This window comes from Fibrobacter sp. (genome assembly GCF_017545445.1).
GTDB lineage: Bacteria > Fibrobacterota > Fibrobacteria > Fibrobacterales > Fibrobacteraceae > Fibrobacter.
Window position 1 is genome coordinate 25,361 of sequence record NZ_JAFWOM010000027.1, and the last position, 22,129, is coordinate 47,489.

At 45.5% G+C, this 22,129-nt stretch carries 22 protein-coding genes and 1 tRNA gene; 7 read left to right on the top strand and 16 right to left on the bottom strand.

The features are described 5' to 3' along the window. Positions 1 to 19: 19 nt before the first annotated feature. A complete protein-coding gene (locus IKG78_RS03155) occupies positions 20 to 1,888 on the bottom strand; it encodes a DUF4954 family protein (protein WP_290939148.1) in 1,869 nt (622 codons plus the stop codon). Between the two features lie 28 nt (positions 1,889 to 1,916). On the opposite strand from IKG78_RS03155, the gene IKG78_RS03160 reads away from it, so the two are divergent. Continuing rightward, complete coding sequence (locus IKG78_RS03160) at positions 1,917 to 2,381, top strand: hypothetical protein (protein WP_290939151.1); 465 nt, start codon at positions 1,917 to 1,919, stop codon at positions 2,379 to 2,381. Continuing rightward, positions 2,378 to 3,751 (top strand): glycosyltransferase, encoded by a 1,374-nt coding sequence (locus tag IKG78_RS03165; protein WP_290939155.1) that lies wholly within the window; start codon positions 2,378 to 2,380, stop codon positions 3,749 to 3,751. The genes IKG78_RS03160 and IKG78_RS03165 overlap by 4 nt, the downstream gene beginning before the upstream one ends. Before the next feature lie 333 nt (positions 3,752 to 4,084). Here the strand turns inward: IKG78_RS03165 and IKG78_RS03170 are convergent, their stop codons facing one another. The 13 genes from IKG78_RS03170 to IKG78_RS03230 form a co-directional block, all read right to left on the bottom strand. Then, on the bottom strand, positions 4,085 to 4,237 hold the full coding sequence (locus tag IKG78_RS03170) for a hypothetical protein (RefSeq protein WP_290939159.1): 153 nt from the start codon (positions 4,235 to 4,237) through the stop codon (positions 4,085 to 4,087). A gap of 114 nt (positions 4,238 to 4,351) precedes the next feature. Further along, positions 4,352 to 4,777 carry a hypothetical protein gene (locus IKG78_RS03175; protein WP_290939162.1) on the bottom strand — a complete coding sequence of 142 codons (426 nt, stop codon included), beginning with the start codon at positions 4,775 to 4,777 and terminating at the stop codon, positions 4,352 to 4,354. 24 nt (positions 4,778 to 4,801) lie between these two features. After that, positions 4,802 to 4,873 (bottom strand) — tRNA-Met (locus IKG78_RS03180). Positions 4,874 to 4,908: 35 nt separating this feature from the next. Beyond that, a complete protein-coding gene (locus tag IKG78_RS03185; protein ID WP_290939165.1) occupies positions 4,909 to 5,661 on the bottom strand; it encodes a metallophosphoesterase in 753 nt (250 codons plus the stop codon). A 371-nt stretch (positions 5,662 to 6,032) separates the two neighbouring features. Continuing rightward, a complete protein-coding gene (locus IKG78_RS03190) occupies positions 6,033 to 6,389 on the bottom strand; it encodes a polymer-forming cytoskeletal protein (protein WP_290939168.1) in 357 nt (118 codons plus the stop codon). 8 nt (positions 6,390 to 6,397) lie between these two features. Beyond that, a complete protein-coding gene (locus tag IKG78_RS03195; protein WP_290939171.1) occupies positions 6,398 to 7,198 on the bottom strand; it encodes a M23 family metallopeptidase in 801 nt (266 codons plus the stop codon). Positions 7,199 to 7,208: 10 nt separating this feature from the next. Further along, entirely contained in the window at positions 7,209 to 8,216 is a 1,008-nt protein-coding gene (locus tag IKG78_RS03200; RefSeq protein WP_290939174.1) for a ParB/RepB/Spo0J family partition protein, read from the bottom strand. 127 nt (positions 8,217 to 8,343) lie between these two features. After that, positions 8,344 to 9,129 carry a ParA family protein gene (locus tag IKG78_RS03205; protein ID WP_290939178.1) on the bottom strand — a complete coding sequence of 262 codons (786 nt, stop codon included), beginning with the start codon at positions 9,127 to 9,129 and terminating at the stop codon, positions 8,344 to 8,346. Further along, entirely contained in the window at positions 9,122 to 9,928 is an 807-nt protein-coding gene (locus IKG78_RS03210; protein ID WP_290939182.1) for an RsmG family class I SAM-dependent methyltransferase, read from the bottom strand. Before IKG78_RS03210 ends, IKG78_RS03205 begins: the two co-directional genes overlap by 8 nt. 514 nt (positions 9,929 to 10,442) lie before the next feature. Further along, positions 10,443 to 11,174, bottom strand: coding sequence for a hypothetical protein (locus tag IKG78_RS03215; RefSeq protein WP_290939186.1), 732 nt, complete (start codon positions 11,172 to 11,174; stop codon positions 10,443 to 10,445). A 59-nt stretch (positions 11,175 to 11,233) separates the two neighbouring features. Then, the gene (locus IKG78_RS03220) at positions 11,234 to 11,935 is read right to left on the bottom strand and encodes a hypothetical protein (RefSeq protein WP_290939189.1); all 702 of its coding nucleotides are present in this window, start codon (positions 11,933 to 11,935) and stop codon (positions 11,234 to 11,236) included. Positions 11,936 to 12,421: 486 nt separating this feature from the next. After that, entirely contained in the window at positions 12,422 to 12,955 is a 534-nt protein-coding gene (locus IKG78_RS03225) for a hypothetical protein (protein ID WP_290939192.1), read from the bottom strand. Positions 12,956 to 13,405: 450 nt separating this feature from the next. Next, positions 13,406 to 13,960 carry a VOC family protein gene (locus IKG78_RS03230; RefSeq protein WP_290939195.1) on the bottom strand — a complete coding sequence of 185 codons (555 nt, stop codon included), beginning with the start codon at positions 13,958 to 13,960 and terminating at the stop codon, positions 13,406 to 13,408. A 180-nt stretch (positions 13,961 to 14,140) separates the two neighbouring features. Here IKG78_RS03230 and IKG78_RS03235 point away from each other — a divergent pair, with 180 nt between their 5' ends. From IKG78_RS03235 to IKG78_RS03245, 3 genes are all read left to right on the top strand, one after another. Next, entirely contained in the window at positions 14,141 to 14,647 is a 507-nt protein-coding gene (locus tag IKG78_RS03235; protein ID WP_290939198.1) for an O-acetyl-ADP-ribose deacetylase, read from the top strand. A 305-nt stretch (positions 14,648 to 14,952) separates the two neighbouring features. Further along, positions 14,953 to 15,351 carry a pyridoxamine 5'-phosphate oxidase family protein gene (locus IKG78_RS03240; protein ID WP_290939201.1) on the top strand — a complete coding sequence of 133 codons (399 nt, stop codon included), beginning with the start codon at positions 14,953 to 14,955 and terminating at the stop codon, positions 15,349 to 15,351. A 681-nt stretch (positions 15,352 to 16,032) separates the two neighbouring features. Further along, the gene (locus IKG78_RS03245) at positions 16,033 to 16,836 is read left to right on the top strand and encodes a hypothetical protein (protein WP_290939205.1); all 804 of its coding nucleotides are present in this window, start codon (positions 16,033 to 16,035) and stop codon (positions 16,834 to 16,836) included. A gap of 42 nt (positions 16,837 to 16,878) precedes the next feature. On the opposite strand, the gene IKG78_RS03250 is transcribed toward IKG78_RS03245, so the two are convergent. Continuing rightward, positions 16,879 to 17,931, bottom strand: a complete 1,053-nt coding sequence (locus tag IKG78_RS03250; RefSeq protein ID WP_290939208.1) for a hypothetical protein — start codon at positions 17,929 to 17,931, stop codon at positions 16,879 to 16,881. A gap of 23 nt (positions 17,932 to 17,954) precedes the next feature. Further along, positions 17,955 to 18,119, bottom strand: coding sequence for a hypothetical protein (locus tag IKG78_RS03255; protein WP_290939211.1), 165 nt, complete (start codon positions 18,117 to 18,119; stop codon positions 17,955 to 17,957). Between the two features lie 193 nt (positions 18,120 to 18,312). Here IKG78_RS03255 and IKG78_RS03260 point away from each other — a divergent pair, with 193 nt between their 5' ends. Together IKG78_RS03260 and IKG78_RS03265 are read left to right on the top strand one after the other, a co-directional pair. Next, positions 18,313 to 18,867 (top strand): excalibur calcium-binding domain-containing protein, encoded by a 555-nt coding sequence (locus IKG78_RS03260; protein WP_290939214.1) that lies wholly within the window; start codon positions 18,313 to 18,315, stop codon positions 18,865 to 18,867. Between the two features lie 6 nt (positions 18,868 to 18,873). Then, the gene (locus IKG78_RS03265) at positions 18,874 to 22,050 is read left to right on the top strand and encodes an HsdR family type I site-specific deoxyribonuclease (protein WP_290939217.1); all 3,177 of its coding nucleotides are present in this window, start codon (positions 18,874 to 18,876) and stop codon (positions 22,048 to 22,050) included. Positions 22,051 to 22,129: the final 79 nt, after the last annotated feature.

The following is a 22,129-nucleotide window of genomic DNA, read 5'->3' on the forward strand; positions in this document are numbered from 1 at the left end:
ATCCGCGCAGTTCACACGCCTAAGCGAGATTCTTCACAAACGCATTCAAACGCTTGGTAGCTTCTTCGAACCGCACCTTTTCCCATTCCATGAATCCCTTATCGATCGGATGTGCGCTATCGTAATCATCAAAAATTTGGCGACCACGTTCGTTATCGCGATCAAGGCCATGGCTCACATTCTCGAACCAATCCCTGCCAAGCTGCCTAAAACGCTTTACCAAATCGTCTAGGGTTTCGGGTAAATTAACAACCCTTGCAATTTCTTTATTCGTATCCGTTAGGAGCTTGCGCAACTCGCGCGGAGACTGCTTCAAAAGCGATTCATCCCCTTCGACCAACGAAAGCATCAAATCGAACACGTAGTATTCCAAATAATCGGTATATGTCTTGATGGCATCCTGACGTACTCGTTCACGCAAAAAATTTTCGCCAAGCCCGTCGATATCGTTTTTAGTATAAACGTCCTTGACCTTCGATACCTGCAAACGGTTGTACGCATCAAATACAAGGCGGGCCGTCTCGGAATTGTAAATGGAATAGAAAGTCGATGACACAAGTCCCTTTCCACGTACGCCATACTTATACGCATTGCGGTCGAGCGCATATGCGTTCTTCGCATAATTCCAGCCCGGCACAATCTCGTTCAACCGTGGAGCCACACCCACCAATTGCGGGTCGCCCGCGTGAATCAACGAGAACGGGAACTTAAGCCGCTGCGGCAAAGTCGTAAGACCGCTTGCAATCAAAGTGAACGGCGACTCGCGGAAATTCGAGGGGAACTTAATATTCACACCAAGCCCGAAGAACATCCCCTGCCCAGGCATCACTTCCTGGTCCGGCATGCGGCCTGTGTGGTTACTGCCGACATTCGCGCCATAGCCCAAGTTGCCGCATCCTTCCGGCCAAAGCGCCGCAATCAACAGCGAATGGTGGTGCATCTGCGTCATCGGCCCCATGTACGAACTGTTGACTTCACCCTCTTCGATATGGCAGCACGGAGCAATGATAGAAGACTTCACAATCGCCTTGCTCCCTACCTTGCAACGGCTCATCAACACGGAGTTCTGCACTTCGGCACCCGTATGCACCTTCACGCCCATCTGCACGTCCGTGTTTTCAAGAATCACGGAATCATAGACATGGCTTGACTCTTCGAGCGAACTCATGATGATGGAATTGCGAATCTTTGCAGCCCCTTCGACGCGGGCATGTTGCCCAATCCAGCTATTGCGGATAATGTTCGTATTCGAAACAACTGCGCCCTTCCCCACAATCCCGAACGGCAGCGCAAGCTCGGACCTGAATGTCTTGAGCATTTCCACGAACGAATCCTGGACGCTCTGTTCTGCCTTGTGGAACAGCTGCAAATCGACAAGCTCCGTCGTAATTTCCGGGAAAACGAACACTTCACGTCCCCCCATCTCGTTACCGACATTGATGGAAGAACCTACCATGTAATTGATTTTGCCACTACTTACAAGCGTGCCCACGTTCTGCACGACCGCACTGCTACGCACAAGAACATTGCTCAGCGTAGAGACCTTGTAAATCAGCGCGTTCTCGATAATGCAGTTGTGCACCATGCAATCGTAAATGCCTGTCGCGACAGAAACATCGCCCGGCAGAAGAAGCGTGCCGAAGAACTTCGGAAGGCGCACATCGCCCATGAAACTCGAACGGAAAATCCTATTCGGGTCAAAATCCGGCTCGACCAGCACCTTGGACCAGTCATCGCAGCTGTTCCCATTTTTCTCTAAAATCTGGATTTCGAACGCCGTCATCGGACGGTATTTGTTCGTCAAAGTCTTAATAACTTTAAAATTTTCGACCGAAGTCGCCAAAACACTGCTCTTCAGCACTTTTTTTAATTTTAACAATCGCTGCATAGCTAAAAAATAGACTAAATTAGAGGCGATGATGAAGGACTACCTCTTCAACTTGATAAAAAAACATCAATACAATATCTCCATCTATACTGAAGATATTTTTGAACGACGTTGTCAAGAAGAAATTATCCGCAGCGACGAAGACAATAGCTCATTCGTCTATATTGAATTTGATTTCGAAACCATCGAAAATACGCTGGGCAACGATACGAACACGCAGCAGTTCTGGAATATTTTCATGGAAACACTCTCCAAGAACAAACGTGGCGATGATATCCTTGGCTTTTTGGAACACGATAGCGGAATCGGACTTTTGCTGCTGGACTCGAAAATCGAAGGCTGGGTTCGACTCGTAGGTCGTTTAATGCAAACCGCATCGAGTCATGGCTTTAGCATCATGGATCTCGTAATCGAAAAAATCGTAAGACCCATTGTTTATCCCGCCTGCATCCAAGACGTCAAGGCACAAGAAATAGAAAAGCAGGAACAATGAAAGTTCTCGTCATAGGCTCTGTCTATCCGCGTTTCCAAGAAGACGCCGAAGTTCCATGGCTACGCACTTCCATCGCCCACCTAAAAAAAGCGGGCGTAGAAATACAAGTACTAGCTCCCGCCTACAAGGGCCTCAAAAGCCACGACATCGACGGTACCCCCGTAAACCGCTTCCGCTACGCGCCTGCCGCCTGGGAAATCCTCACGCACGAAGAAGGCGCCCCAAGCAAGATGGCCTCCAAGCCGTGGCTGCAACTGCTCGCCATTCCTTACATCATCAACGGGTTCATCCAGTGCCTTCGGATTTGCCGCAAATGGAAACCCGATGTAATTCACGCCCATTGGCCGTTCCCGCATGCCTATATCGCGCTTGGCGCCGCAAAGCTTTTCAAGATTCCGCTCGTGCTGAACTTCCACGGTGCAGAACTTTTGCTCATCCGCAAAAAGAAGTGGGTTAAACCGCTTTTAAAATTCGCCATTGGACAAGCTCAAGCCATCTTTGCAAACTCCAGCTTCACCGCTTCTAAAATCAAGGCGCTCCGCAATGTCAACGTCGAATGGAGCCCGTACGGAACGACGCTTGAGACGAGAGACGAGAGAGATGTCATCCTGAACGAACGTGAAGACAACCTTAAAAGGCGAGAGTCGCAGCCATGCTTGCATGGATATGACCGAGCCTCAAAGGTTGGGGCGACGCCCCATCCAGTCACGATTACCCCGCATCCGGTGAACGGCAAGTTCAAGATTCTCTTTGTCGGTCGACACATCGAACGCAAGGGAATCCGCTACCTCATCGAATCCGCGAAATACTTGCCCCAAAACGAATTCGAAATCCGCATCGTCGGTGTCGGCGACCTGACCGAGCAACTCAAGCAGCAAGCTTGCTCAGCACAGGCACCAACCTTGTGTCATCCTGAGCGAAACGAAGTGAAGTCGAAGGATCCAGTCAATTTTAGCGAAATCGAAGGATCTCCTGCATCCATCATTTTCACGGGTAAGCTTTCTCCTGAAGACCTCGCGAACGAATACAAGACTGCAAACGTCTTTGTGCTCCCAGCCATCGTCGATAGCAAGGGCGACACCGAAGGCCTCGGAGTCGTACTCATCGAAGCCATGGAGCTTGGACTTCCCATCGTGGCAAGCAACGTCGGCGGCATCCCGGATGTCGTCATTGACGGAGAGTCCGGAATTCTCATTCCCGAAAAAGATCCCGTCGCTCTCGCCGACGCATTCAAACGACTCGCTAGTGATCCATCGTTGACCGGAAAACTTCTCGCCGGCGCCCGCAAACGCATTGATGAATGCTTCACCTGGGACGGCATTATTGAACGTCAAGTGGAAGTTTACAATAAAGTAATCAGCCATTTTTAAGGACTTTACATACTAAATTCAAATTTTATAGCTCTTAGTATGTAAACTTGCCGCCTTTTTCATCAAAAATCTCCGGAAAAACACCGAAAAAGCATTTTCTGACATCAAAAAAGGTGTTTTTCGGGCTATTCTCACCGTTTTTTCTGATTTTTTTACATACTAAAAAGAAAAAAATAAATTTCAGTATGTAAACATATAAAGTAAACAAAACGTTTTTACATACTTTATACTGCAAAAAGCCACTTTAGTATGTAAATATTCCGACGAAAATAAACCTGCATTCCGGAATGGCGGAAAACGCCAGACCAGAATACAGAAAACCACCTTGTAAGCTCAAATTGTTTCAATCAATTCAAGCTTGATGAAGCCACGCGGGATTCTTCGACTCGTTCGTGCGAGCATTCCACACACATGCATATCCAGATGCCAAGAGTGCATGCTCAACGCCAAGCTTGCCGCTGCCATGTTCAACTTCAAGAGAACCATGAGCCACTTTTTTTTCTTGTTGGATTGGCTATTATTGTCTTTGCTTTCGGTGGAACAGAACAAAAAAACCGCGATTATTCGCGTTTTTTCTTATGGTGAATTTACACCTAAAACTTACTTCATCTTAAATCCGGCCTTTTCAAAGGCAGCCTTGTTTTCCGGATTCTTCATGGCGACATTCGTAATCCAATTGTATTCATCAATGCCACTCTTGAGACCTGCACGGATGCAAAGCTGGTCACGTGCCACATTGTACGCATTGAGAATTTGGAGCTTTTCTGTATCTTTCGCCTTGTCGATACGCTCCGACCATTTCACGGCAAGTTCAACGAGACCATTGCTCGCCTTTGCATAGAAATTAGCTTTTTCAACTGTAATCGTAGATTTCGCAGGAGCCGTAAACGGAATCTTGTCAAGAATCGGCTTAGACTTAGGCATTACAGCCTGCGTATTTGCCGCCTTAGTATCGTCTTTGGAGTCACAAGAAACAAAAAGAGAGGCGACTGCCAAAAGTGAAATTGCTAGAATTTTTTTTGACATGCTCGCCTCTTCTTTTTGAATTAATAGCGGTTCAGGGATTTGAACCCCGGACCAATGGATTATGATTCCAGTGCTCTACCGCTGAGCTAAACCGCCATTGATTGCAAATTTAGCAAAAGCGTTTAGAATTTTCAAGGGGTTTTTGAAAAATAAACACTAGTTTCTAAAAAATTTTCACCCCATTCAATCACACGCCACCCAGGAGCCGCCGAACTCAAGCAGAAGAACGATTTGCTCGGATCAATCTGCATTTGAGTCGATGGAGTCACATGCACAATCTGGTTACCAATATCGACAACGGACTCGTAATGGTAATGCCCGACAAAAATATGCTTGAGATTTTTGACTCTAGCAAGCGTCGCCTGGACTTCTTCGATATTCTTCATCGCATAGCGCAAATCCATGAACTTGTGGTCGCAATGGCAAGGCGGATGATGCAAGAAAAGCAATATCTCATCTTCAATCTTTGCAGCTTCTTCTTCAAACCACGAAAGTTGGTCTGCCGATACAGTCCCGTCGGTGCTGTCCAAAAAGAAAATCGAACGACCGTCAATATCGTAACGGTAATAACACTTGCCGTTGTGCACTTTCCCCTTCAGGTCAAAGTACTTTTCCATGACCTCCACTTTATCGTGATTTCCCGGAATAATGCAAACAGGAACTTTGCAGTCCTTCAGCAAGTTAGAAATATAAACATATGCGCCAGGTTCGGCGTTTTCATATGCCAAATCACCAGAAAGCACTAAAAGATCCAAATCCTTCATTGATTCGGAGCAATATGCAGCAAGAAAGTTCTTGCGAACATCTATCCCTTGCATCAGGCTAGCATCCTCTCCTATATGGATATCGGATATCTGGCCTATCTTAAGTACTTTTTTTTCCATACCTTCTACGTAGAACATACTAGAATATAATTATTGAGAATAAAAAGCGATTGATTTATTTACGTTTTTTGTTTTGTGTGATGAATCTCACACTTTTACGGTTTTTCCTCTACTCCCAACTCGATCTTCAACATACTTTCGTGACTACTTCGTGAATAAACATTGAAAACTAGGGTTCAACATCTATCAACGTTGAATAATGTGAATAGAATTTAAATTTTCAACATTAATCCACATTCTGTTTATTTTCGTATCTCGTTGAATATCATTGACTTACGTTCTAGGCTTTATTTTTTTATCCACTATTCACTACATTAAATATTAATTACCATATATAAATATACATAGTATTATTTAATATAGTCGGTTGATTACTTGTCTTTCCCCTTGCGAAGCATAGCAGTCATTTCGCAGTTGCCCTGAAAGATGGCACCTTCGTTAATGATTAATTGCTCAGCTTTTACATTTCCGATGATTTGTGCGTTGTCTTGAAGGAAAAGCTTTCCCTTGCATTCCACATTGCCTTTGATGGATCCTGCAATAAGGGCAGCGCTGCATTTGACATCGCCTTCGATATTTGCATATTTTTCAAGTACCAGTTCACCATCGACTAGTACATTCCCATGGACCTTGCCGGCAATCCTTACATCCGTCTTTCCGATGATATCTCCGTTGACCTGGACTGCATTTCCGACTTGAGTCAATTCTTGTTCATTCTTGATAGCCATGTTTTTCCCTAGTAAGTAAATATAGTTTCAGGATCCTGCGGTAAATTGTTCCTGGTGATGGAATAATGCAAGTGCGGACCGCTTGTATTGCCTGTATCGCCTATGTAGCCGATAACTTCACCTTTTGTAACATTAGCCCCTTTTTTGGTTCTAATACTCTTGAGGTGTGAATATGTTGATTTGTATCCGTTTTGATGGTCGATGGTAATTGTGTTTCCGAGGTCGCCGCTGTTACCTGCAAAGACGACTTTACCACTGCCGGATGCAAAAACCGGGTTGCCCTTTCGGGCTGAAATGTCGATGCCCAAGTGCCTGTTTTCGTATGAGAACTTCTTGCTGATGATGCCGACTGCCGGGATGACGTTCGGGATGCGTTCCATCCTGATTTTTTCGTCGGTCGTGAGCCAGTTGTGGATTCCTTCGAAATCGATATCGTTCTTGCTGGACGGCACGTGCGCAAAGCGGTTGCGCTCGATGATGCTGTTGATTTTGTTGGAGTCGTTTTCTAGGAACGTCTCGAAAATATTCTGGATTCGGTTTTCCATGATCCACAGCGAATCGAGTCGCGAAAAGAGCTCTTCGTAGTTTGCGTTTTGCTTGACGAGCTGGGCGTTGTGGACGCGCATCTTTTCGTAATTCGCAAGCGTCTTGTTGATTTTTGCGATGTGGAGAATGAATAGAATCAGGATTATGGCGACAACGACAAGCCCGATGTGGAACAAGACGAACTGCTTGCTCGAAATACGGTATTTCCTGACGCCATCCGTATTTTCCGGAATGATTTGGATTGTGTAATACTTGCGACTCACGTTTTTACCGTTAACGGTTTTCCATAATTTCCTGAATGCGGGTCAGGTCGTCCATGGAATAGTAGTTGATGACGATGGTGCCCTTGGTCTGGTCCTTGGCGTTCGGGTTCAAGGCGACCTTTGTCCCGAAGAATGTTTCGAGACGGGATTCGAACTGCTTCATGTCGGCGCTGAGTTCCGGTTTCGGTGTCGGAGCAGCTGGCGGTTCGCTGCCATGGACTTCCGGCGGAAGTTCTTCTTCGCCCCCTTCGACTGGATCAGTGCCCTTGTCGTTTTCGGTTGCTGAATCGGTTGGTGAGCCTGTCGAACCATCGCCGCGGGCGATGGCCTCGATTTGGCGGACGTTCAGGCCTTCTTCGATGACGCGTTTTGCGAGAGCTTCGGGGTCTGCAATTTTTTCACTGCAAAGTGCACGGGCGGCGCCGCCTGCAAGTTTGCCTTCTTGAATCCAAGCCTGCACCTGGTTCGGGAGTTTCAAAAGGCGGAGTGCGTTCGTGATGGCGGAACGCGACTTGCCTACCGTCTTTGCCAGGTCGTCGTGCGTGTAATTATGATTGTCAATTAATTGTTGATAAGATTGAGCGATTTCAATCGGGTTCAAATCGACACGCTGGATGTTTTCAATCAACGCCCATTCGCTCATGGTCTTGTCGTCGAGATTTTCGTAAACCTGTGCCTTGATGGTACGGCAGTTGGCAAGTTTCGATGCGCGGGTGCGGCGTTCACCGCTGATAATCTGGTAACGGTCGCCCACCTTGCGGACAGCGATCGGTTGGATAAGTCCGTGCTTTTCGATAGTTTCCGCAAGTTCGACAAGTTCGTCGTCGTCAAAATATTTACGCGGCTGGAACGGGTTCGGGTCGATCAAGTCGATGTCGATTTCGACGATTTTCTGGTTGTCCGTGTTTGCGTTTTCGGGAGCTGCGGAATTGTTGATAGCGTTATCGACAGAGTTGCCGAGAACATCGTGCGCTTTAAAAATTGCAGAGAGACCGCGACCAAGTGCTTGTTTACCCATAATAGTGACTAGTGGTTAGTGGTTGGTGGTTAGTAGTCAGTAGGAAGTAGTCGGTAGGAAGTAGGCAGGATTTAGTTGTCGGAATGTGTTATCCTAATCCCTAACGGCCTAATCCCTAAAACCTAATTCACTTTTCCTTATTCAATATTTCTTCGGCGAGCTTCATGTACGACTGCGAACCTGTGCTCTGCACGTCGTAAAGGATGACCGGCTTACCATGCGACGGAGCTTCGGACAATTTTACGTTGCGCGGAATCATCGTCTGGAAAACGGTGTCGCTCAAGTTTTCGCGAACTTCTTCGGCGACCTGCTTTGAGAGGCTCAAGCGTGAATCGTACATCGTGAGGAGGGCGCCTTCGATTTTCAAGCTAGAGTTCAGATTTTTCTGCACTTCGCGGATAGTCTTGAAAAGTTCGGTCATGCCCTGCAAAGCGTAGTATTCGCACTGCACCGGAATAAGCACGCTTGTAGCTGCGGTAAGCGTGTTGATGGTGAGCAAGTTCAAGCTCGGAGGTGCGTCGATGATGATGAAATCGAATTCCTGCTTGAGGATGTTCATCACGCGTTCAAGTCTGCGTTCGCGGCTCATGGCGTTCACCAGTTCAATTTCCATGACGGCGAGGTCAGGACCTGCGGTAATCATTTTCAAAAAGTCAAGCGGCGTTTCCAAGATGGCAGGCTTGATGTTTTCGAGCGTCAAGTTGTCCGGGTTTCCGGCCATATCCAAAATTTCATGGATATCCATGTCCTGTGACTCTAAGAAACCTAAACCCTGCGAGGCGTTCCCCTGCGGGTCCATATCTATAAGAAGAGTCTTCTTTTCAAGGGCTGCAAAACTCGCGGCCAAGTTCACGGCCGTAGTAGTTTTACCGACGCCACCTTTTTGGTTGCATATCGCAATAATTTTACTCATTATTACCTCGGGTGACTAATGCGTACACCTGTTCTTCTTCTGGAAGTTCATACTTCTGAATATGCACTTTCGGATCGTTTTCCAAATGGGCAATATTGTTAAAGCTTTTCAGCGTCACGAAAGTTCCGCCTTTTTTAAGTCCGGGCAATGCACGTTCCCAGTCGTTTTCGAAAGTCGAAAGAGCGCGGCAGCTGATAAAGTCAAGGTTCGTGAGGCCGGAAGTTTCGAATCGTTTGCCTACGACAGTCAAGTTGTCCAAGTGCAGTTTTTCCTTGACCATCTGCATAAAGTTCACACGCATGTGACGCGGTTCGACCGCATAGAACTGAATCTCTGGCATTGCAATCGCAAGCGGAAAAACCGGGCAGCCCGCTCCCGCACCCATATCCGCCCAGCGTTTAGACGAGAGAACGCTTGCAGGCTCGCTACAGACGAAAGATGAAAGAGGCGAATGCTGTGGAGGTGCTTGCACATCCATAGCTGAGCCGACAAGTCTTGGCTCGAAGAGCAAAGATGAAAGAGATTCTGGAACATTCTCTCGTCTCTCGTCTCTCGTCTCTCGTCTAATATATATATAGGGTACCAGCGAATCGGCGATGTGTCTGGACAAGAATTTTCCTGCATCTTTCGCTGAAATCAGATTCCCGAATTCCTTAGTATCGACGACCAAATCTGCAAACTGGTAAAGCTTGTCGAGCGTTTCTTCGGACAGCTGTACGCCATGTTCTGCAAGGAACTGGTTCAAAAGATTCTTCTGTTCAGTGTTTTCTTTATAACTCAATTTTCTTTTCGCCGTCATCCTGACCCGTAAGGGGAAGGATCCAGTTAAGTTTTATTGGATTTGGTTCGCTATCGACTGTTGGGACTATAACTTCGTTATTACGATTGTTTCACGTGAAACCGAGAATTTTTCCCAACATAAAATTTCAATCCGATTTGAAATTTAGCATAACTTTTTTAGAAAACAATCAACAGACTCCCCCACATTCAAATTTTTATAAAATATATGTTGATAACATTTTGATAAATGTTGAGAAACTGTTAAGGTGAGAGTCGCAAAAAATAAGCTTGCTTATTTTTTATGACCGAACCGTCGGTTTCGCGCTTGCGCAAAAACTGTTAAAGCGAGTGTCGCGAAAACAAGCTTGCTTGTTTTCATGACCGAGCTGCTAGTTTTGTGCTTGCACAAATGTTGTTAATCCGAATGTCAAAATGACAACCTTGCATGTTCCACGTGAAACATACGCGGGATGAGAGCTGAAAAAAAATCCTCCTTGTTCGGGGAGGAAGTGAATTTATAAAAGTCTAAATTATTATTGCTGTTTGCGACGGAACATGAAAAAAGTCACGGTCTTACCATCTACCCCATCCTCGATAGATGTTTTGGTGAGTGCTATCATTCCGTTTTTTATTCCTGCTTCGTAGCGATCCCAGATAAACCATTTTCCATCACGATGCATTTTATCGTAACAAGTGTTGCTGTCATTCTCGTCCATGACTATAATCCGCTCGGTGTCAATAGGATTGAAGATGGTGTCGTTTTTCAAAACGTAGATACGGGTTTCTTTTCCTCCTTTTTCTGTGTATGTGGTGGCTAGGGAGTCTCCATCGAAGTAGGTAATAACAGTATCACTAATGCCGTCTTTTATTGAAATAAGTGTACTGATGTTGCCTTCATGAAAGAATTTAGTTTCCGCAGTGTTTATGGTGGTTCGGTAAGCCCATTCACCATTGTGGAGTTCTGCTTCGTAAGTGCTGTCGATGTGTGTGCCGGTCCAATAGTTTTTATAAGTATAGATGGAATTGCCTCTGTTGTTAGCTGAACCGTAGTCCCAATATACACTGTCTATGGCTATTCCATTTTCGCTGAAAGAAGTAGCTTTTGTTCTTTGGAATTCTAAGACAGTTTGAATGCAGTTGGTGTAAGAGGGTTCAGCTAGATTTTGGCCGTTATTGCTTGGTGTGTCGTTAACAGATGTACTGCTAGAATCGTCGCTACAGGCAACAAAAAGTGCAGCTGCCAAAAGAAAATATTTTGATTTCATTAATCGTTCCAAGATGAGATTGTATTAGTGTATATAAAAATTTTGATAGCTTGTTTAAATTAGCGGTAGAACATAAAGTAAGTTCCGGTCTTGCGGTCTTCCCCATCTTCCATATGTGTATCGGTATATATAACCATTCCGTCCTTGATTCCTGTTTCATAACGATTCCAAGTGTACCAAATGTCGCCGCGATGTTCTCTTCTATAGCAAGTGTTTTTATCGTTCTCATCCATGACGATAATTTCGTATTGGTCCATTCTAAAAAGGGTATCCTTTTTCATGACATATATAATAGTGTCTTTGCCGTTTTCGTAGGATGAAATAGTAGCTAGAGAATCTCCGTCGAAGTAGATGGTCATCGTGTCGCTTTTACCGCCAGCTGTTGCAGTTATCGTCCAGACGTTGCCTTCGTGTACAACTTTGGGTTCCAGAGCGTTTACGGTGGTCTGGTATGCCCATTCTCCGTTGCGGAGGTTTGCTTCGTAAGCGCTGTCGAGATGTGTACCGCTCCAGTAGGCTTTATAAATGTAGATAGATTTGCCTCTGCTGCTGGCACTCCCCTTGTCCATGTACAGGCTGTCTGTTACTAAACCATGATAGTCCTTGTCGTATGCAGAAAGAATCGATTTCTCAAAATCGAATACTGTTTGAAGACAGTCGGTGTAGGTATATTCTGCGGGATTATTGACGGCTGTGCTAGTGGAATCATCGCTACAGGCGACAAAAAGTGCAGCTGCCAAAAGAAAATATTTTGTTTTCATGAAACCCTCCAAGATGAGATTGTATTTATAATAGTATATAAAAATTTTGCTAGCCAGATAGCATGTTCAGTTAAGTTATGCGTAAATTTAATCAAATGAATAAAAAAGTGCAAGTGTTTTTTGTTGCGCTCACCTCGCTATTGTTGAGACTATAACTTCGTTATAGTCTAACAGTCTTATGCTCGGTCATGCCGGTGTGCAAGCACCCCGTCGCGACTATAACTTCGTTATAGTCTTACAGTCTTATGCTCGGTCATGCCGGTGTGCGAGCACCCCGTCGCGACTCTCGCTATCGACTGTTTGCTCCTTTGGAGCCAACTTGCTGCACCTCGGAAATGTCAGTAAACAAGTTTACTGTCATTTCCTCGGTTTGCGATTGTTTCACGTGAAACCTTATGAGGCGAGCGAAGCAGGAACAAGTATATTTGTTTCTATTTCCGAGCCGATTAAGGTAGGACACGCAGTGTCCAAACACAATCAAGGATACTATTCTTTGGTTTGTTCGTTCGTGCGAGGGAGATGATCTACTGGGATGGGGAGCGTGACTAACTTCAAAAAACATCCGATGTTACGTTGCTTATTCGTGATTTCGAAAGAAACTCCAGCTGTTGCCTGTGCAAACATAATGCCGAATTGGATGCCGACCTCCTCGATAAAACCAAATTCTTTGAATGAGTAATGCGTCTTGTTGTCGTATGTCGTTTGACGGAGAAACCATTCAAAAGCATGGCTTTCGGCGAGAGATACGCCGGAGACATTGTTGCCCCAGAGGATTAGTTTTGTAGTCCCGGACGAAAACCATAATCCGCCAAGTATGATATTCGAGAAGAAACTTTTTTCAGGGATTGCCATTCCGGTAAAACCTAAAACTGTATTTAAGATGGCGCTTCCGATAGATATGTCGCTGATTGTCTTGTTATCTTCAGTTTTGTCTAATCGGATGTCGATTCGGAAGATGGTTGGGTCCGTTAATAGACGATCTAAATTAAATAGTTTGCTTCCGACATTGAGTGCACTCATTTGGACGATGTCGATTTCAATTCTTTTTTGTAGAGGTAACCCCTACCCCGCCTAAAAATAAAATGTTGAAGGGATTGTATTTATTCTCGTAAATGTTGCTTAATTCTATAGAAGCGGTAGAATCCTGTGAGGGATTTTCCAATTCAGGCGTTTGGGCAAAAGCAAAAGATATAGAGATAAGGAATATGGTAAGGACTTTTGATATCATTTGATACGTAATATACATATTTAAAATGTTCCACGTGAAACCTTATGAGACGAGTGAAGCAGGAACAAATATATTTGTTCCTATTTCCGAGTCGATTAAGGTAGGACGCACAGTGTCCAAACACAATCAAGGATACCAAGCAAAAACATACTTGTATGTTTTTATTTGGTATCCGTAGAGTGTAGGCCTATGGCAAAGCCATAGGCCCAACATGAGGCGAAAGTCCCAACATAATCCAAAAGTTATATAGTAATCTCGATCCGGTTCCCTTCGGGGTCGAGGACGACGCTTTCGTAATATCCGTCGCCGGTAGTTCTCGGCTGCCCTACAACGGGAACTTCATCGGCAGACATCTGCTGGGTCAAACGGTCCACCTCTTCTTTTGAACCAACGGAAAAAGAAAGATGGGTAAAACCGATATGTTGGGACACTTCGTGTCCTACCTCTTGGGGCTCAGCAATGCCCATACAAGTATGGGCGCTGCATTCGCCCTGCAGAGGTTTCACGTGAAACACGGCCGAGGTCAGAAAGCGAAAAAATGCTCGCATTTTTTCATTTGCTGACCGATGGGTGTTGGACTGTAACGAAGTTACAGTCCCAACATTTTCTCCAGCATTTATATCAGGGCGGTGCATAATTTCTAATCGGGCGCCGTCGTCGAAAGTGACGAATCGGCTGGTGAACTGTTTAGCTGGATTGTGGTAAAGGGGATGGACTACCCCACCGAAATATTTATGGTAGAATTCGCACACCTTGTCGATGTTTTTCACCCATATAGCAACATGTTCGATTTTCATAGGACCTCATGCACAATATACATAAATGTACATTTCGGGGAGTTCCTTCATTCCATCTTTTATGAGTTTTCAACATCTATTCACATTTTTGTTTCACGTGAAACGTTTGATGTGGAAAATACTGGGTATGGCCGACTTCTAACTTCCTACTAATTATATATATTTTCATTGGAGGTTTTCATGATAGAGATTGAAGTTATTCAGGGGGACATCACTAAGCTTGCGGTAGATGCCATCGTGAATGCGGCAAACTGTTCGTTGTTGGGCGGCGGCGGTGTCGATGGGGCGATTCATCGGGCGGCTGGGCCAGAACTTTTGCGTTCGTGTATTCCGCTAAAAGGTTGCGAGACAGGCAAGGCAAAAATCACTCCCGGATTCAAGTTGCCGGCGAAGTTCGTGATCCATACTCCGGGGCCGGTTTATCGTGACGGCCAGCATGGGGAACCTGCGCTTTTGAAATCTTGCTACAAAAGTTGTCTTGCACTTGCCGAAGAAAACGGTTGCGAAACGGTCGCCTTCCCCGCTATTTCCACTGGCGTTTATGGCTACCCTTGGAAAGACGCTACCGAAATTGCCGTGAAAACAGTCCGCGAATTCCCAGCGGAGAATGTCAAGAAGGTCATCTTCTGCTGCTTCGGATCGGAAATGGAAAAGATTTATAGAGAGGTTGTAGGCCAAAAAGTATGAGGTCGGTGCGTTGCACCTTTGAGGTATGAGGTGTAGAAAGTAGGAAGTGATTAGTGGTTAGGAAAACAGACGAGAGAAAAAAATGTCATTGCGAGCCGAAGGCGAAGTAATCTCTAGGTGTGAACTCGCGACTTTCGATCGCTTTGGAGTATGAGGTGTAGAAAGTAGGAAGTGATTAGTGGTTAGGAAAACAGACGAGAAAAAGGGTTTGTCATTGCGAAGGGCGAAGCCCTGAAGCAATCTCCGTCGGTCACCTAACTCGTGCCTTGAACGAATTTATTAATCATTAACAGGAGAAAAAACACATGGAAGAAGTCAAGAATTTCATCAAGGAATGCGGTGCGTATTTTCTGGCAACGGTCGATGGCGACCAGCCGAAGGTACGTCCGTTTGGGACTATCGAAATTTTCGAGGGCAAGCTCTACATCCAGACGGGCAAATCCAAGAACGTCTCGAAGCAGATTCAGGCGAACGGCAAAGTGCAGCTTTGTGCTTTGGACAAGTCCGGCACCAAGTGGTTGCGTCTGAGCGGAACGCTCGTCCGCGATGACCGCCGCGAACCGAAGGTCCACATGCTCGACAACTACCCCGCACTTAAGGCGATGTACTCCCCCGACGACGAAAACACTGAAGTGCTTTACTTCAAAGATGCGACTGCCACATTCTGCAGTTTCACCGAAGCACCTCGTACAGTGAAATTTTAGAGTTTTCTAGAAGGCCACATCAAGGTGGATGAATAGCGATGTCATGGAGATGGCGGATCAGGTCCGCCATGACGTTTGAAGTCGAGTTCCTCACGAACTCGGCTTTTTTTTCGAAAAGTTTTATTAAACTTTATGATTGTTGAAAAGTAAAATTGGGATTTGTACGTCATCGCTTTATAAGCCTTGATCGCAGCGGTTATCTTGCAAAAAAATAACTGGATCCTTCGTCCCTTCGGTCCTCTGGATGACGGAAGAATATCTCTTATCCTTTATAGGATCAAGATGGCTATGTCTATTGCAATCAAGAAGTACAACGCAGACTTTACGAAAAGAAAAGTTCTATTTAGGCTCGGAGTCGTCTCGCCTGTTTAAGACAACATATATTGCATGGTTGATAAGTTGCAAAAATTAATTAACAATTTAAAATTTTTTATTCCCATTCTATCCACTTTCAAAAAATATGTTGATAAATAATACGCAAACTTTTCCACAACCGTATTGTTTCACGTGAAACAATGAATGTGTATGTGGATAATATGTAAAGAATGGAGTAAAAAACCGAAGAGACTGGAATTTAGTATTCACATTCTATTAACATTAATTTTAAGCAGATTTTAAAAAAAAGTACCTCGTTTTTTGTGAATTTGATTTGTAAATGTTATATTTCAGCATGGAGGATTTATGCAAGATAATACGAAACGAGCCAACCGAGTGCTTTTTTGGATGAAGGTCGTCATCGTTCTTTTGTTTGTTCTTTGGTTTATCCCGCTTTCACTTTTTGTATTTGGGAGTTTGGCAATACTGACAGAATTCGATTTTGTCCAGTCGATTATGAGTTCTACTTTCGGATTCTGGTATCTTGTGGGGATACTCATGATTATTTTGAGGATGTTTTGGATTTTTGCCCTGCTGGGGGCAATATTCGTATTTTGCATTAGATATTTGTCGTGGCTGTATCGAGCGGTTTCAAATTTGCGGTTGTTGACGACGACATCATTTTCGCCGGTGGCAGCGGTACTCCTCACCTGCATTCCGTTTTTTGGTTACTTTTTGAATTACTTCATTTTTAGTGATATGGTCAAAAGACAAGAAAGATACATGGAGCAGCATGGCGTTCTCAAGGAACGATTCCCGAAAAAAATTTTGAATGTGTGGTTTATCGCATCGCTAGTGTTGTTGATACTTGTTTTTGTAGATCCTGACCAGCTTGGATTGTGGAAGATTGTTTATACGATGATTGACTATAACGCGAGCGGTGCCTTTAATTTTGGGGAAAAGACGCTTATTCTTATAATCCCTATTTTGTACATCAAGAGTTTCTCGGCGTACATCAAGCAGGAACGCGAACTTTTCCGGATTCATACGGAAGAACTTTTCAACAAGCGTGTTGACGAGGTTGTTCGTGAACGAGAAATTTTACGTGCTGCCGAAATGCTCCGCAAAAGCAAAGGTCTCGAATCCTCTCAAACTAATCAAGAGGAATAAGAAAATTCCCGTTTCTGTTGCGGCACTCCCCTACCCCAGCCACTACAAATACGTGGCCACAAATTTCTTCTGAAATTCCGGATCCTCGTGCGCCCAGTGCTTTTCTTCCATCGCTTGGTATTGCCAGTTGATGGCCTGCATGAACTTTTCCGGCTCGCAGAGATTCTTGAAAATTGCATCAAGATCATCGACTGTTGCGTTCGCGCTGACAAGCTGTTCTTTCGGGGCGTAGCTGTACGGACTCCCGGCGAAGTCGTTTCCGATGAACACTGCACCAAGGGCTGCAGCTTCTTTAAGCTTCAAGTCGCTTTTGGCTTTGTTGAAGTTGTTGTTGGCAAGCGGCGTGATGAAAAAGTCGGGCTTGTAGCTTGCGACAGTTTGTGCGAAAGGCACAAAGTTCGTGTAAGGAATTTTCGTGAATTTTCCTTCGAGATCTTTGAGAAAATCTGCTTCGCCGAAAATGTAGAAGTCGATGCTCCCGTCTTCGATGTGCTTGCGAATCCAGGGAATCCACGCCCCGTCAAAATCGCCCGGAATCTCGTTCGTGAAATGTCCGAGACTGCCAGCGTACATCACTTTCGGTTTTCCTGTGAATGCAGTTGTCCTCTGGTTCATGCCGAACATCGATTTGGAAATACCGTTCGGCATCACCACCGCGTTTACGCCGAGATCGGACTTGATGCGGCTCGCGAGGTAACGCGTAGAACAAACCACTATGTCAAAAAGCGGCAGAACCTGCTTGAGACTTGCGAGCATCATCTGGTCGTGATTCGGGATGCTTTTTGCGTATGAGGCGATGACTGGAGAAAGATCCCATTGCAAGTCATCCATGTCGGTCACGAGCTTGAACCCACATTCTTTTTTAAGCTTTGAGTAGTACAACGCAATCTGTGCACGACCCGGTGCCGTCGGTTTCTGTAAAATCACCGCCCGCGTTTGCTTGAGCGCTTCTTTGTTGGTGCAGATGATTTGCGTGATTGACGGAATCACTTGAAAATCGTTATGTCCCATGAACTGGGTAAAAGGCAAAATGCAACGAACCCAGTCGGATTGCGCCATGTCGTAAGGATGTACGATAACTTGCGTTCTATTCATAGTTGGAAAAGTAGTAAAAAAAGTTATCCCTTCTTCACCAATATCTGGATATCGAGCAGCTTTTCCCAATCGGTTTTAGTCCGCTTTTCGCGAGGGATGCTCCAGAAGTTTTTCCAGATTTCATTGTTGAGGGAATCGATTTCGGCGGCTTCGGCATCGGTGACTGTGCCGTTGGCTGTACTGTACATTTTGAACTCCTTTCTGCGTACAAGCTTTTTTAAACGCAGATGTATTATCAAGACAAAAATAAAACTACACTTTTGTGCAGTAATTGTCAAGAGGTAAAATTGGATTTTTTATAAATGTACCGAAAGTTAATATTTTTTTCACAATGTCACTTTACTGACAGCATAAAAAATTATATTCTCGTAAGAGACTACTATGCCTATAACAAATGTTGTGAAAATTTCCAATTGGAATGATGCCAAAGGTTTTGGTTTTGCCGAAGCTAACGGGAAAAAATATTTTGTTCATCGAAGCGCTTTAGGGCCGATTTCACGTAATCCCAAAGCTGGCGATACGATTGTTGTGACGCAGTTTGAAGAAACGCCGAAAGGTCCTCGTATATCATCGGGGGTGCTGGAAGGTGTTCCGTTAAAACAATTTCAGGAAAAGCGGACTCCGTATGTACCGGGCTATTATCGCAAACGAAAAATGAAAGCAGCTTTGATGCTTTTATTGATTGTTGTTCCGATAATGTTGTTTGTGTATTGTCAGGAACATTCGTTCAATAAAAATTCATCTCAATCAGCGATTGGAACTGTTCCCCAAAATACGGATAGTGGTGTTGGATCTGGATTCCATTGCGATGGACGTACGCATTGCAGCCAAATGAATAGTTATGAAGAAGCGTTGTTCTTTTTGAGAAATTGCCCAGGAACTCAAATGGACGGCGACGGTGATGGCATCCCCTGCGAACGCCAGTTTGGAAGGTAGATTTTTATGCCTGGTCTTTTTACAGAAGCGACGCGCGTTCAACTGACTGCAATTCAGCATTTGGCTCGCATCGGCTATACGTATTTGGGAAAAATTTCGGAGTCTGGCGCAACGCCGGCGATTCCCTACGACCCAGAGACGAACATCCTTGTAGATATTTTTGCGGAGCAGTTCAAGAAGCTGAATCCGGCTGCGACTGTTTCTGCACAGAGCGTGCTTTCGGACATTCAGAAGGAACTGGATGACGACGATTTGGGCCAGCAGTTCTACAAGCGCCTTACTAGCTATTCTTCACTTCGCCTAGTCGATTTTGAACACCCGGAAAACAACACGTACCATTGCACGGCGGAATTTACTTGCAAGAATGGCGATGAAAGTTTTCGCCCCGACATTACGTTGTTCGTCAACGGGCTCCCGCTTGTTTTTATCGAGGTCAAGAAGCCGAACAACGTAGGTGGCATGGTGGCCGAAAGTAAGCGGATGAACGACGAACGCTTCCCGAAGAAAAAGTTCCGCCGCTTTATCAACATCACGCAGTTGATGATTTTCTCCAACAACATGGAGTACGATGCCAAGGGCGGCGTTGTCCCGATTGAAGGCGTGTTCTATTGCACGGCTGCGAAAAACGAAGCGCGTTTCAACTGCTTCAGGGAAGAGAACCCCAAGCGCGCGGCAATTGCGCCGTTCCACGCCAATTATCCTTATTTGCCGATTCCTGCGGATCTCGAAAAGAGAGTCCTGATGGATTTCAATGTTCCGGTCTTGAAAGAGAATCCGGAATACAAGACGAATCTCGATATCAACACGCCCACGAACCGCGTGCTTACTTCTATGGTGAGCCCGGAGCGTTTGCTCTTTTTGCTCAAGTACGGCATCGCTTACTTGCATGTCGAAAAAGAGAAGGACGGTCAAATCGAGAGCCGCCACGAAAAGCACATCATGCGGTACCAGCAATTTTTTGCGGCCATGATTATCCGTGAAAAACTGGCAGCGGGTGCGACATCCGGCATTGTGTGGCATACGCAGGGTTCGGGCAAGACAGCACTTTCTTTCCACTTGAGCAAAGTCCTCAAGGACTATTACGCCAAGCAGAACAAAGTCGCGAAATTCTACTTTATTGTGGACCGCCTAGATTTGCTGGAGCAGGCGACCGAGGAATTGAGCAATCGCGGCCTCAAGGTGACAACGGCAAATTCCCGCACGGAACTCATGGAACAGTTCCGCACGCAGCAGGCCTTGCAGGGCAACGCCGGTGTCGATGAAATTACCGTGGTGAACATCCAGAAGTTTGAAAATGACACCGAGAAAGTGGAAATCCCGAATTACGCCACGAATTTGCAACGCGTGTTCATTATGGACGAAGCGCATCGCGGCTACAAACCGGGCGGATGTTTCCTTTCGAACCTTTTCAATGCCGACAAGAACGCCATCAAGATAGCGCTTACCGGCACGCCGCTCATCGGGAGCGAAAAGGCGAGCTGCAAGGTCTTTGGCGATTACTTCCACACGTATTATTACGACCGTTCCATTCAAGACGGCTACACGCTAAAGATTATCCGCGAAGATATCGAAACAAGTTACCGCAAAAAACTGAACGATGCTTACGAAAGCGTGCAGAAACTGGTGGAGAAGGGTTCTGTCTCGAAGGACATGATTATTCGGCACCCCACATACGTTAAGGCGTTGCTCCGCTACATCATCAACGATTTGGTGAAGTTCCGTGCCATGCAGGGCGACAACGACCTTGGCGGCATGATTATTGCTGAATCTTCGGAACAGGCTCGAAACTTGTACAAGTTCTTCAACGAGATTCAGGACGAACTCAATGAAAACCGCATCCAGAAAATCAACTTGAAAGCGGGCCTGATTCTCTTCGATAGCGATGACAAGGAAACCCGCAAGCAGATTATCAACGACTTCAAGAAGAACTACACGATTGATATTCTGATTGTTTACAACATGTTGCTGACGGGCTTTGACGCACCGCGCCTCAAGCGATTGTATTTCGGTCGCAAAATCGAAGATCATAATTTGTTGCAGGCGATTACACGCGTGAATCGCCCGTACAAGAACATGAAACGCGGATTCTTGATTGACTTTGCCGACATCAAGAAGAATTTCGACGAGACCAATGCCGCGTATTTGCAGGAACTGAACCGCTATAATGATGCCGATACTGACCCAGACGATAACTTGCCCGACATGTACAATCAAGTCATGGAAGATAAGGACGCCCTTATCAATCACATGAAGGTGGCACGTCAGGCATTGTTCAGTTATACCACCGACAACGTGGAAGTTTTCTCTACAGAAATTTCTAGCCTTGAAGATAAGAAGGTTTTGATAGAACTGCGCAAGGCGTTGGAACTCGCCAAGGATGCGATGAACCTTGTGCGTACTTTCGGTGACGATGCCCTTAAAAAGGACTTTGAAAAGCTGAACATCGAAAAGTTGCCGCTCATGCTTTCGGAAGTGAACCACCGCATTGCGATGATTAACCAGAAAGAGGCGTGGGTGAGCAGCGAGGCGACGCAGTTTGCTGTAAACGAAGCCATGATGAACATCGAGTTCAACTTTAGCTGCATCGGCACTGAAGAACTGAAAATCATTGACAATGGCACGGAACTGCGTGAAAAGTATAAACGTGCTCTTCGCGGATTTCTGGATAACTTCGACCACGAAGACCCTGTGTTTGTTGAATTGGAACAGGAGTTCAAGCGCATCTTTGACGAGCACGGCTTTACCCCGGAAAACCTTGCCGTTTATAACGAGCAGAACCAGGCGATGAACGACATCCTGAAACGCCTCGAAGATCTTCGCAAATCAAACGACGCCCTTTTGCGCAAGTACAACGGCGACACGAAATTCGCCTACGTCCACAAGCGCATCCGCGAAGAGAATAAGGCCCGCGAACCCAAGCACCAGGCACCAATTATCTCGAAGTTCGACGAAGAAATTGTGCAGGCTCTCTTGACTATCAAGGGTACGATTGACGCGAAAGTTTTCGACCGCAACGACATCCTGAAGCAGGATGCCTACTTCGGCAAGACTGTGATGAAAGAGATTGCAGACGGACTCGCGCATTTCCCGCAAATCAAGCCTGAAATGCCCGACTATCTGTTTATCCAACAGCGCATCGCCAAGCAGTATATTAACCAGTATAACGCCTACTACGGAAATTAGAATGCTATAAAATAAGGAGCCACACGGATTTTTTTGCCACACGGATTGTATACACCAAATGCTAGACTCGGTTATAGGT